A 12709-nucleotide genomic window follows, 5' to 3' on the forward strand; every position below is an offset into this window, starting at 1 on the left:
CGCGCGAGCCATGACAGTTTAGCGGATTGCCCTTAGAGTTTCGGGAATTGCCATGACAGTTCGCGCGAGCCATGACAGTTTAGCGGATTGCCCTTACAGTTTCCCGAATTGCCATGACAGTTCCGCAGATTGCCCTCACAGTTCCACCCTTCCACCTCAAACACCACTACAAATCAAGTGGTTTCGTCGCAGGACCTTCGAGGACGGAGCCGTCTTTTCTGAACCTGGAGCCGTGACATGGGCAATCCCAGGTTTCATCACCATCATTCCATCTTGTTCGGCAACCCATATGTGTACAAATGGGCGCATCCATGCGCGTCAGATGGCCGGCTGTGAATTCTTTGACAACAAGCCCAGTATTTTTCAGTGCTTGCAATACAAATGAACCGAATCCTGTCCGATCTGGTGAATAAAGTGCAGAAGCTTTGTTCGTCCGACCAACGATGAGATCGCTGATGATTCGAGCGCTCACCATTGAATTCGACAATCCCCATTTCCGATAGCCCGTACTTAAGTAGACATGGGACATACTGGATGAAATAGTTCCCGCGTATGGAATTAAGTCCGGCGTCTGGGGATCTTGTGCTGACCAGCCGTACACAGACTTGGAAAGATTAAACGTTTCTTTCACTTCCGTATAAAGTCGGTCATAGTGGATTTGTGTAGCACTTTCAAGCCCTGCCTGATGACTTTCACCAGAGAGTAGGAAATACGTTTTACCATCTATCTGAGCTGTTCGAATTGACCGTTTTGGTGAATCTACAGCAATGTATTGCCCACGGAGTGCCATATCGGCTTCCGCAGCAACGATGTAAGAGCGGTCGACTGATAATTTCATGATTTGCAACCCGCGCAATGCTTCGATTGGATAATGAGTACAGAGAACGAGTTCGTTGAATTGGACTTCATGATCGGACTTAAGCTTAAGAAGTCGTTTATTAAGATCCATTAGTTGAACGTCTGATTGTTCGTAAATACGGGCGCCAGCCTCAATCGCGAGACGAGCAAGATGCTGGCCAAAGCGTATAGGATGAATCTGGCTCTCGTTTTTCAGTGTAAGTGTTGCGTCAATTTGAATCGGCAATTCGGAATTGTGTCCAAATTCACCTGGTATGCCAAGTTCCTTATAAGCACGCATTTCATGGTGGAGTAGCTCCGTTCCGTTTTTTGATTGGGAATAAAGGATTGAATCTGCCATTCTTAGTTCATCATCTTTTGCAATGGACTTTCCGAATTGGATCGCTTCTTCATTCACATCATAATATATTTTTGAATTGTCCTTTCCGAATTGTTTCAGTAATTTTGCATAGACAAAGTCATGCTGAGCGGTTAACTTCCCTGTTGAATTTCCTGTCGCGCCATTGAGAATCATATCCTTCTCAAGTAGCACAACATCTTTGCCTTCTTTCGCAAGAAAATAGGCGTTTGCGAGTCCGCTTAGTCCGCCCCCGACAATGCAAACATCACAGCGAATGTCGTCGTCTAGCGTTGGAAATCGGTCGCGCGGATAGGCAGTATGGATCCATAATGAATTTGACATTGAATAACCTCCGTCTGATCTTGTTCAAAATAGTTTGAGTAGGCATATACATTGTTCCCCTATTCAATTGAATTTAAAATGGATTTAGGGAAGGTGGGAAAATAAATGAAAATTGAAGTTTGGTCTGATTATGTCTGCCCATTTTGTTATATAGGTAAACGAAGACTAGAAGAAGCATTGGAAGAAACAGGTCTAGGAGATAAAGCGGAGATTGTATTCAAAGCGTTTCAAATCGACCCGAATACGCCAACGACATCCGATGAATCAATTCAAGAGGGTTTGGCAAAAAAATATGGTATGAGTGTGGATGAAACGAAAAAGATGACGGAGAATGTTGCGGCCCAAGCGAAAACGGTTGGTCTTGACTATGATTTCGACAATATGAAACCAGCGAACACATTCAATGCTCACAGGCTGGCAAAGCTTGCTGAAGAACAGGGGATTTCTGGAGAAATGTCTGAACGATTGCTGCGTGCTTATTTCATAGACGCGGAAGCAATTGGAGAGAATGACGTATTGCTTCGTATTGCGGAAGAGATGGGACTTGACCAAAACCGTACAAAGGCAATGTTGGAGTCGGATGAATTTACGACGGATGTAAAGAACGACATTACTGAGGCGGGTAAAATCGGCGTGCAGGGCGTTCCGTTTTTCGTCATTAATCGTAAATACGGAATTTCAGGAGCACAATCCGCCGAAGAATTTGCTAGTGCACTTCGAAAAGTGGCAGCAGAAGAAGGTGTTGAACCTGCTCTTAAAGTTCTAGGCGAGGATGCAAAAGGGCTATGTACAGATGGTAGCTGCGAAATATAAATGAAGAAAACTGGACATCCAATTTTATGATTGGATGTCCAGTTTTCTTATTAACTTCATTCAGCAGAAGCCTCCGGCGTATTTGCTATTGTGCAATAAAAAATGAATTTAGAAATATAACCTTGTCAAAAGAGCAGATTCCAAGCATACTTATAGAGAGAAAGATTTTTTCCTGCATTAGGGTAGGCTTACTAAATACGCTACAAGGTCCTACGTTGCGTAGTCCCGTTCTTACTGTAGACTGCAACTAATAAATACAGAAAGAAATACGGCTCAACACCATAGTCTGTACTTGACATAAAAAATATACAAAAAACATCGGTACCCCGTATCCTCCACGGTTGAAAGTACTACAGGACTCGGGACAAAGCGAATTTGGATGGTAACCAGGAAACCAAAAGTCAATATTTTAAAGGGTTTGAGTCTCACTATAACTAAAATAGTTTATTGTAGCTTTTTTGCTGAAATTCTATGCTATTTCCCCCGGAAACACTTTGATACCAACAAAGGTGATTACTGATTGATGATTCCAGACTACAAAAAACTATTTACAATGTCCCGAGTCCTGTACTAGCAAACAATCGATTTTACTAGAAGGTAGCTAGGAACTTCTATGTTATTGTAAAAGTCAAATATATTCGTTGGTGTTGAGCCAGAAATACAATTAATTAAAGTTTTGTTTTATTGAAAGGACTGTTTGTTAATGTTAAATCGTCGTTGGTTTGATGAACTTAAAAATGAAATTACACAAGGAACCCTTCTAATAGATGAACCATTATGTAAATATACGATGACAAGGCTGGGCGGTTCAGCGGATTTACTAGTCATCCCAGGTACAATGGATGAAATGGAAATTACAGTACGGTATGCCTATCACAATAATATTCCCCTCTTGTTGCTTGGGAATGGATCGAACATGATTGTCAGGGATGGTGGCGTGAGAGGTATCGTTCTTCATCTATCGAAACTCAATGGCATTCGAATGGACGGAACTCTGATCCATGCAGAAGCCGGTGCACTTATCATTGATGTCTCAAAGCATGCTGCCAGGGAATCGCTTACGGGTATCGAGTTTGCTTGTGGGATTCCGGGGTCCATCGGAGGTGCGATGGCGATGAATGCGGGTGCTTACGGTGGGGAAGTTAAAGACATTATTATGCAGGCGACAGTATTAACGAAAGCTGGAGAGCGGGTTGTTCTTACGAAGGAGGAACTGGAACTCGGATATAGGCAAAGTATCATTTCGAATGAAGGCTACTATGTCTTATCGGCTGTTTTTCAACTTGTAGATGGAGACCAAGAGACAATTAATTCGAAAGTGGCAGATTTAACATTCCAACGGGAGTCGAAACAACCGCTTGAATATCCATCCGCTGGAAGTGTATTCAAACGTCCACCGGGTTATTTTGCAGGAAAACTTATTCAAGATAGCGGCTTGCAAGGGAAAGGTCACGGTGGTGCCGAGGTATCATTAAAGCATGCAGGTTTTATTATTAATAAAAATAATGCGACTGCCTCTGATTACATTCGTACTATTAATATGGTGAAAGTAGAAGTGAAGAAAAAATTTGACGTGGATCTCGAACTTGAAGTGAAGATTGTTGGTGAGGAAAATTAACTTCATTCAGCAGAAGTCTCCGACTCCAATAAGTGGCGAGATGAATGTAAAGTAGGCATCCAATTTAGTAAAGGTTCAAACCGCTGCTGAATAAAGTTAATGCCTCCGTCGGATGTCACAGATTTTGAAAGGAGTGAATTGAGCAGGCTTAATTCAAAATCTGGATGCAAATACGCCGAGGCGTATTTGATTACTTCAAGTAAAAGAGAGGGAACTCTCTCTTTTACTGTCCATGCGTGTCAAAAAAATCAGAAAAATGGGAGATAAGCTATGAACCAATTTTCTATAGATGCAATTATTTTACTCATCGGTTTTTTCCTACTAAGTGGCGTACTTATGACAAAGCTTACTTCACGTGCAGGAGTTCCAGCACTCGTCCTATTTATGGTTCTCGGAATGGTTCTTGGAAGTGATATATCGGGCCTTATTTATTTTTCTGATGCACAGCTTGCCCAGACAATCGGTATCGTTGCGCTAATCATCATCCTTTTTGAAGGTGGTTTGCAGACGGAATGGAAAAGTGTTCGACCAGTATTGGGTGGGGCAAGTGTTCTTGCGACAGGGGGCGTTATTTTTACGACAGCTATTCTTGCTGTCGCATCACATTATGTTCTGGGTCTTGGATGGCTTGAGTCATTTCTACTAGGCTCTATTGTTGGATCGACAGACGCTGCCGCCGTATTTTCGGTTATGTCGGGACAAAATATTAAATCAAAAATGTCGTCCACACTCGAACTGGAGTCAGGTTCGAATGATCCGATGGCGATGTTCCTGACAATCGCATTCATTGAATGGCTTACACTCCCTGAATTTTCGCTAGGTCATCTCGTTCTGAATTTCTTCATCCAGATGGGGCTCGGTCTTGCGCTTGGACTAGGACTAGGTTATTTATCTTCAAAATGGATGAATAAGATTAAACTAGATGCTAGTGGTTTATATGCTGTTCTATCAATGGGATACGCGATTGCAATCTATGCGACGACCTCCGTTCTTGGTGGAAGTGGCTTGCTTGCAGTATACATAGCCGGTATTTTAATTGGCAATAGAGAATTAAATCACAGTCATTCGATTCTCAGATTCCATGAAGGATTTGCATGGCTTATGCAATTGACGATGTTCGTTATCCTTGGGTTGCTGGTATTCCCAAGCGAACTTGCGAATTGGGATCTCATTTGGAAGGGACTCGTTCTTTCATTCATTCTAATGTTCGTTGCACGTCCGATTGCAGTATTTATTTGTACGATTTTTTTCGATTATACATTCAAGGAGAAACTGTTCCTGTCTTGGGCTGGACTTCGCGGAGCTGTTCCAATCGTATTGGCAACGTTTCCACTCCTTGCAGGTGTACCGGATCCATTCCTCTATTTCAATATGATTTTCTTTATTGTGCTGACATCGGCACTTCTTCAAGGATCGACCATTTCGAATGTTGCGAAATGGTTAGGACTTGAGGCACCGGCATCGCCGAGGCGTATCCATCAGCTAGAACTTATTTCGATGGATAAAGCGAATGCGGAAATGCTTGAAGTGGAGATTTCAGCACATTCACCATTTTTAAATCAAAAAGTGCAAACACTCGGATTACCGAAAGAAACGGTTATTTCAGCGATTATCCGAGAAGGCAAGTTAGTTATGCCGACGGGGAAAACAAAACTTCAAGTAGCAGATGTCTTGTACATATTAACCGCCAAAGAGCAGGTGTCGAAAGTGAAACTTGTTATGGCTGAGGAAAATGGAATAGATTGATGAAACGGCTCCTTGAAGGGGCCTTTTGTTTGTCTTCAAATCTGTGAAAATGGTCACTTCGGCCATTTTTTCACAACACGCCCATGTCTTCCTGTTGTCGTCTCCGCGTGAATCAACGATTGATAGACAGCTTCCTCCGTCGCTTCGATGACGGCTTGGAATAGCTTGTTCATGATTGGATGATCATCACGCAGCAATTCGTATGCAACGGTCATTTTTTTACATGTATGTGGAATAGTGAATCCGTTCGAAAATGCAATAATGATGTCGCCACTCCCGTTATGGATATGTGTGCCTGTTCGACCAAGCCCAATAGCTGCCCGTTTTGCGAACCGTTTCAATTGTCTTTCGTTGACGGGAGCATCTGTTGCAACGACGATGATGACTGATCCGTCAGGCTTTATGTCATCTGCATAAGATTGTGGTGTCGTGTCGCTTGTCTCGTTGCCTACACTTTTTAACCACTCCCTAATTTTGCACTCTTCGACTTTTCCGAAATTTGTAAGTGTCAATACTCCGACTGTATAGGTAATGCCATCCTTCTGTATAACCCGCGAAGATGAACCAATCCCACCTTTCATCCCGAAACAAATCATCCCTTTGCCAGCCCCAACCGCCCCTTGCTCGATTGGCCCGCCATTCGCGTTTTTAATGGCTTCGATTGCATGAGTAGGTCGTACTTTCATCAACCGCATTGAATTTAAATAACTATCATTGCATTCACCAACAACGACATTTAACGAACTTGACGAGTCGCCGATGGAACGGTTTTCATCTAGCATATAAGAAAGAGTTCCTTCGAGAACAGCACCTACGCTAAATGTATTTGTCAGCATAATTGGGGATTCGATAACGCCTAGCTCCTCCACTTGAATCAGGCCCGCCGTCTTGCCGAAACCATTTAATACAAAACTCGCTGCAGGTACTTTTTGTTCGAATAGGTTGCCACTATGCGGTAAAATCGAGGTTACTCCAGTACAAATGGCTTCACCATCCTGCAGTTGTTCATCCATTGTCACATGACCGATTTTGACGCCAGGTACATCCGTGATTGAATTCCATTTTCCACGTAACATCTAGTATCACTCCTATATGAATCTCCAGTTTACCAGAATGAGCTGGAGTTTCATTCATTTGACAATCAAAACTGGTGCTGTTACCCGCTTAGCCACTTTGTGGCTGACGCTGCCGAGCACCATTTCCTGAAACGTATTCAAGCCACGACTCCCGATGACGACGAGATTGAAATCACCTTGATTGGCATGACTGACAATCGTTGGTCCAGGCTCTCCGTGTTTAATAATGAGTTCGTATGCGATCGTATGCTCTTCGAATAACGCTTCAATCGGGGCAATCCGATTCTTTCGATCAATATGAAGATCCTCTCTGCCAGCATTCTGAATGACATCTGAACATGTTCGGTCGTAGTCGAGGATATACAAGACTTCAACAAATACTTCAGTGGTCAAAGATGCCAAGTAGGCGGCATGTTGGGCTGCACGTTTTGAGTTGTCAGAACCATCGACTGCGACTAAAATTTTCTTGTACATCAGATCGCACTCCTTCTGCTTATCTATTTAAAAATGTTCTACACCAAGTCCTCTAAAACCTTCTTTTGTTGGTGATTACTAAAATTTTAACTTTATTCAAATGGATGTTTGATTGTCCTTGCGCTTTCTTGAAAGATTGCATATACTAATTTATAATCAAACAATTATTTGAATGAGGTGCAAATATGATGATAAAAGAAGTTTGTGAAGTAACAATAGTTCACGATGACGTAGTTAGCGGCGTACAGAAAATGCTCCCCGACCTTGGAGGAATGGTACAAATTTTCAAAGCGCTTGCCGATGAGACAAGATTAAAAATAGCTTATTCTCTGACGTTGGAAGAGGAAATGTGCGTTTGTGACGTTGCAGCGGTTATCGGCTCTTCTGTCGCAACAGCTTCACACCATTTACGTTACTTGCGTGATCAGTCACTTGCAAAATCACGAAAAAAAGGAAAAATGGTTTACTATTCGCTTACTGACAATCATGTCCATCAACTTGTTAGGATTGCCTTTGAGCATACAACAGAGGGGGATAAACATGGCGATTGCTGAAAAGACAGAATATCGATTAGAGAATTTAACATGTGCTAGTTGCGCTATGAAGTTCGAGAATAACGTTAAAAGTTTATCATCCATAAAGGATGCACAAGTGAACTTCGGTGCATCGAAGTTATCATTTCAGGGTAGTGCGACTGTGGAGGACCTTGAAGCGGCGGGTGCTTTTGACGGTATTAAAGTAATCCCACTTCAAAATAAAAGAATCGAGCCACAAATACCTTTCTTTAAACGTAAAGAAAATAGCATTACACTTTTTTCACTTTTATTCTTAATTATCGGATCAATTGTATCGTTCCGTTATGCAGAAACACATCCAGCAGCGATAGTCCTTTTTGCTGTATCAATTGTAATTGGAGGAGCCGGTATATTCAAAACGGGCATAAAAAATCTTGTCCGGTTTGAATTTGATATGAAAACGCTTATGACGATTGCAATCATCGGTGCGGCGATTATCGGGGAATGGCGTGAAGGTGCAGTCGTTGTCTTTCTCTTCGCAGTCAGCGAAGCGCTTGAAGCCTATTCGATGAATAAAGCGCGCCAATCGATTCGACAACTAATGGATATTGCACCACCAACAGCATTTGTTAAACGTGGTGAGGAGTTGGTAGAACTTCCTACTGAAGATCTTGTTATTGGCGATGTATTAATTGTGAAGCCGGGGCAGAAAATCGCGATGGATGGGGCTGTTCTTACTGGATACTCAACAGTCAATCAAGCAGCGATTACTGGGGAATCTGTGCCAGTGATAAAACAATCAGGCGACGAAGTGTTCGCGGGTACGCTTAATGAGGAAGGCGTGTTGGAAGTAACTGTCACGAAACTAATTGGCGATACAACAATTGCAAAAATCATTCATCTCGTCGAAGATGCCCAGGCAGAAAAAGCACCATCACAGAAGTTTGTCGATAAATTCGCCAAGTATTACACACCTGTCATCATCGGAATTGCAATGCTTGTCGCTATCGTACCGCCACTGCTCGGCGGTGACTGGAGCACGTGGATCTATCAAGGTTTAGCGGTGCTTGTCGTCGGCTGTCCATGTGCACTCGTCATATCGACACCGATTGCGATTGTCACGGCGATAGGAAATGGAGCACGTCAAGGTGTGCTCATTAAAGGTGGCATCTACTTAGAGGAAGCTGGACGTCTAAATGCAATCGCTTTTGATAAAACGGGAACATTAACGAAAGGATATCCGGAAGTAACGGATTTCATTGTGTATGGGGAAGTTGAAAAAGAGCAATTGCTTAGTGCGATTGCTGCAGTAGAATCAATGTCACAGCATCCTCTTGCGAAAGCGGTCACGACGTATGCACACCAAAATGGAGCGGAAAAACGTTCGGTGTCAAACTTTCAATCGGTGACTGGAAAAGGTGCTTATGCAGAAGTAGACGGGATAACATTGTCTATTGGTAGCTTGGACTGGGCGCATGAACTTTCTTCATTGCCGAAAGAGGCTTCGCAACAAGGGGCGGCTCTTCAGCACGAGGGGAAAACAGTCATGGCGATTGTCACTGGCACGGAATTTAAAGCATTACTTGCCGTAGCGGATCCTATTCGTGAAGAAAGCCGAAGTGTTCTTAGAGAGTTGAATGAAATTGGCATTCGCCATACGGTCATGTTAACAGGCGATCACCAGGCAACTGCAGAAGCGATTGCGAAAGATTTAAATGTTACGGATGTCCGTGCAGGGCTCATGCCCGAAGACAAATTGATAGCTATTAAAGAGTTAAGTGACAAGTTCGGACGCGTCGCAATGGTTGGCGATGGCATCAATGACGCGCCTGCCCTAGCAGCAGCGTCGGTTGGAATCGCGATGGGTGGAGCGGGTACGGACGCAGCCTTGGAAACAGCTGATATTGCACTTATGGCGGATGATCTTCAAAAATTACCTTATACAATAAGATTAAGTCGAAAAACATTGCGAATCATCAAAGAAAACATTATGTTTGCATTAGGATTAAAAATTGTGGCGCTACTTCTCATCATTCCAGGCTGGCTGACATTATGGATTGCCATCTTCGCGGATATGGGTGCGACGCTTCTCGTCGTGTTGAACTCGTTGCGGTTATTGCGTGTTCATAAATAAGTGGCCTTAAAATGGAGGCAGATCTTAATGCATTTACAAGAATGGACGATGGAGGAGCAAGAACAACTCATCCATTTTATGACGAAAAATACATGGCCTTATCATGGTAATTCACATCCCGGGCGTGAGCTGATTGAAAAAGCAATTGAAGAGGGCGGCTACGAATCGGATGAGGTAAAGACATTCTGGGTGGAAAATGAAAATGGAGATAAAGTAGGCATCGTGAAAATCTATGATTTACAAGATCAAATCCCGTTGTTCGATCTCCGAATTGCGGATGTGTCAAGGGGTCATGGGTATGGTCCGAAAGCGCTCCGTCTCGTAGCGGAATATGTATTTGGTTTGTCAGGCAAGAAAATTCGTCTTGAAGGTCATACGAGGCAAGATAATCTCGCAATGCGAAAAACGTTTGAACGAGCGGGCTTTGTCAAAGAGGCTCATATGCGAAAGGCATGGTTTTCGCCAAAAGAGAATTCCTATTATGACGCGGTGACGTACGGTATCACGCGGGAAGATTTTATAGGGGGCACGACGACACCTGTCATTTGGGAAGATGGAGAAAAGGGGCGTAGCACATTTAGCTCACCTCAAATTCCAAATTTCCCAGATTCATTCGAGTCAGAGCGGCTTGTCATTCGGGCTCCACAACTTGGTGATGCACAGGAGGCATGGAATGCGATTCGTAAATCGTTGCCAGCACTCCGTAAGTGGATGCCATGGGCGCAACCCGAACCTGAATTGCATATGACAGAAGAGAGTTTAAGGAAGGCGGTCGCGAACTTCATCACGCGTGAAGATTTGCGCTTTCATCTGTATACTAAAGAGACTGGGGAGTTCGTCGGTTCATCAGGACTGCATCGGATTGACTGGGCGATTCCAAAATTCGAGATTGGTTACTGGCTCGCTACGGAATTCGAAGGTCAAGGTTATATGACAGAAGCAGTCCAACGTATTGAACAATTTGCTTTTGAGCAACTCGGAGCTCGTAGGGTAGAAATTCGTTGTGAAGAAGGAAATACGAAAAGTCGAAGCGTCGCTGAAAGAGCCGGCTTCATTCTTGAAGGAACTTTGAAACAAGATTCCCTATCACCAGATGGTAACGTTTTACGAAATACATGCATCTATGCGAAAATAGACTAATAAAGAAAAGCGTAAGGCGCCGCTCAGATACTAGAAACAAAAAGGGATGCCGACTTACGTCGACATCCCTTTCATCAAAGTGAACGTTTTCCTGAAATAAGTTGGATTACAAAGATGATACCTGCAATAATGAGTAGGATATGAATTAATCCACCAGCAATTTTGAAAAAGAGACCTAACAGCCAAAGCCCGATTAATGCTACAATAATAAACCAAAGAAATCGTCCCATTTAAATCACCCCTTTGTTCGTATACTTCTTTTTACCCTGCCAAAAGAAAGATTAAACATAGTGCATTAGTAAAAGGAGTAATCGGGTCGGGACTACATACTGGAGGCGGTAAAATTGGCAACACCGGGTATGGAAGACTATATTGAGCAAATCTATTTGCACTTCGAGGCAAAAGGAGAAGCGCGTGTATCAGACGTTGCAGAATCACTTTCGGTTCTCCCTTCATCTGTAACGAAAATGGCACAACGACTCGCTCGTGAAGGCTATGTCATTTACGAGCGATACAAAGGACTCGTATTGACGGAAAGAGGATTGAAGTTCGGCAAAAAGCTTGTCATGCGTCACGAATTACTTGAACAATTTCTTCGTATCATCGGAGTCGATGAAGTAAATATTTACAGAGATGTAGAAGGAATCGAGCACCATCTAAGCTGGAATGCGATGGATCGAATAACGAATCTCGTTGAAGCGATGGAACAAGATGATGAGTTTGTAGAGAATTTAAAAAAACGGCAATAGAATTTGAGGAAGAGGTCGATACAGATGGAAACAGAAAAATTGAAATCAGGCTACACGGCGGATTTGAAAGTGCTAGATAAAGAAGGTTCTCGATGGGTCTTAGAGGGTGATGAAGACGACATCATGTTGAACGTTTCCGATGCAGAGGAGACTGTTCAACAAGGGGATACAGTTCACGTTTTCCTTTATGCGAATAGACGCGGAGAATTGACCGCTACGATGCAAATGCCGAAAATGACATCTGGATCATATGGTTGGGCACGCGTCATCCGTATCGATGACAAAGAAGGCGTGTACGTAGATATCGGCTCTTCATTCGAAGTGTTAGTCAATCGAGCTGACATGCCTCGAGTCCGCGCACTTTGGCCGGATGTGGACGATGAACTATACATGACGCTACGAATGGACCTAGGCGGCAATATTTTTGGAAGGCTCGCAACAGAAGAACGGGTCCTAGAGCAAATTGAAGAAGCAACGCCAGCTATTTTGAATAAAAATGTAAAAGCAAGAGCTTATCGGTTGCTACCAGTCGGATCATTTATGCTTAGTATTCAAGAAAATCATAGAATTTTCATCCATAACACGGAACAGGAACACGAACCACGTCTGGGCCAAGAAATTGAAGTGCGGATCATCGGTGTTCGTGAAGATGGAACATTGAATGGCTCGATGCTTCCAAGGAAAGAAGAGCGACTGGGGGGCGATTCTGAAACAATCCTCCATTACCTAAATGATATCGGAGGCCGTATGCCATTCACGGACAAATCAAGCCCCGAGGAAATCGATGAAATGTTCAAATTAAGTAAAGCGTCATTCAAGCGCGCACTAGGCAAATTGATGAAAGAGGGTAGGATTACACAAAGTGATGGATGGACGACCTTGAAGTAATCCAATGATAGGGGGG

Annotated in this window: 12 protein-coding genes; 8 read left to right on the forward strand and 4 right to left on the reverse strand. The window is 43.3% G+C overall.

Features of this window, described 5'->3' with window-relative positions; all coding sequences use genetic code 11:
- Positions 1–166: 166 nt before the first annotated feature.
- On the reverse strand, positions 167–1540 hold the full coding sequence (locus H4683_RS10930; RefSeq protein WP_192598879.1) for an FAD-dependent oxidoreductase: 1374 nt from the start codon (positions 1538–1540) through the stop codon (positions 167–169).
- Positions 1541–1645: 105 nt separating this feature from the next.
- Here H4683_RS10930 and H4683_RS10935 point away from each other — a divergent pair, with 105 nt between their 5' ends.
- From H4683_RS10935 to H4683_RS10945, 3 genes are all read left to right on the forward strand, one after another.
- Complete coding sequence (locus H4683_RS10935) at positions 1646–2353, forward strand: DsbA family oxidoreductase (protein WP_192598880.1); 708 nt, start codon at positions 1646–1648, stop codon at positions 2351–2353.
- A gap of 703 nt (positions 2354–3056) precedes the next feature.
- Positions 3057–3971 carry a UDP-N-acetylmuramate dehydrogenase gene (gene murB, locus H4683_RS10940; protein WP_192598881.1) on the forward strand — a complete coding sequence of 305 codons (915 nt, stop codon included), beginning with the start codon at positions 3057–3059 and terminating at the stop codon, positions 3969–3971.
- A 270-nt stretch (positions 3972–4241) separates the two neighbouring features.
- Positions 4242–5717, forward strand: a complete 1476-nt coding sequence (locus tag H4683_RS10945) for a potassium/proton antiporter (protein WP_192598882.1) — start codon at positions 4242–4244, stop codon at positions 5715–5717.
- 53 nt (positions 5718–5770) lie between these two features.
- Here H4683_RS10945 and H4683_RS10950 read toward each other — a convergent pair whose 3' ends face one another.
- Complete coding sequence (locus H4683_RS10950; protein ID WP_192598883.1) at positions 5771–6793, reverse strand: DmpA family aminopeptidase; 1023 nt, start codon at positions 6791–6793, stop codon at positions 5771–5773.
- A gap of 54 nt (positions 6794–6847) precedes the next feature.
- Positions 6848–7267, reverse strand: coding sequence for a universal stress protein (locus tag H4683_RS10955; protein ID WP_192598884.1), 420 nt, complete (start codon positions 7265–7267; stop codon positions 6848–6850).
- Between the two features lie 188 nt (positions 7268–7455).
- On the opposite strand from H4683_RS10955, the gene H4683_RS10960 reads away from it, so the two are divergent.
- Genes H4683_RS10960 through H4683_RS10970 form a run of 3 tightly spaced genes read left to right on the forward strand, consistent with a single transcriptional unit; the run spans position 7456 to position 11056 of the window.
- A complete protein-coding gene (locus H4683_RS10960; RefSeq protein ID WP_192598943.1) occupies positions 7456–7821 on the forward strand; it encodes an ArsR/SmtB family transcription factor in 366 nt (121 codons plus the stop codon).
- The gene (locus H4683_RS10965; RefSeq protein ID WP_192598885.1) at positions 7808–9916 is read left to right on the forward strand and encodes a heavy metal translocating P-type ATPase; all 2109 of its coding nucleotides are present in this window, start codon (positions 7808–7810) and stop codon (positions 9914–9916) included. The genes H4683_RS10960 and H4683_RS10965 overlap by 14 nt, the downstream gene beginning before the upstream one ends.
- A gap of 27 nt (positions 9917–9943) precedes the next feature.
- Positions 9944–11056: a GNAT family N-acetyltransferase gene (locus H4683_RS10970; RefSeq protein ID WP_192598886.1), complete on the forward strand. Its 1113-nt coding sequence runs from the start codon at positions 9944–9946 to the stop codon at positions 11054–11056.
- 74 nt (positions 11057–11130) lie between these two features.
- Here H4683_RS10970 and H4683_RS10975 read toward each other — a convergent pair whose 3' ends face one another.
- Positions 11131–11286, reverse strand: a complete 156-nt coding sequence (locus tag H4683_RS10975; protein WP_192598887.1) for a lmo0937 family membrane protein — start codon at positions 11284–11286, stop codon at positions 11131–11133.
- Positions 11287–11400: 114 nt separating this feature from the next.
- On the opposite strand from H4683_RS10975, the gene mntR reads away from it, so the two are divergent.
- Both mntR and H4683_RS10985 read left to right on the forward strand, forming a co-directional pair.
- A complete protein-coding gene (mntR, locus tag H4683_RS10980; RefSeq protein WP_192598888.1) occupies positions 11401–11805 on the forward strand; it encodes a transcriptional regulator MntR in 405 nt (134 codons plus the stop codon).
- A 24-nt stretch (positions 11806–11829) separates the two neighbouring features.
- Positions 11830–12693 carry a CvfB family protein gene (locus H4683_RS10985; RefSeq protein ID WP_192598889.1) on the forward strand — a complete coding sequence of 288 codons (864 nt, stop codon included), beginning with the start codon at positions 11830–11832 and terminating at the stop codon, positions 12691–12693.
- The last annotated feature ends 16 nt before the right edge of the window (positions 12694–12709 follow it).

Origin of the sequence: Sporosarcina limicola, from assembly GCF_014873855.1 — a bacterium.
Lineage (GTDB): Bacteria > Bacillota > Bacilli > Bacillales_A > Planococcaceae > Sporosarcina > Sporosarcina limicola.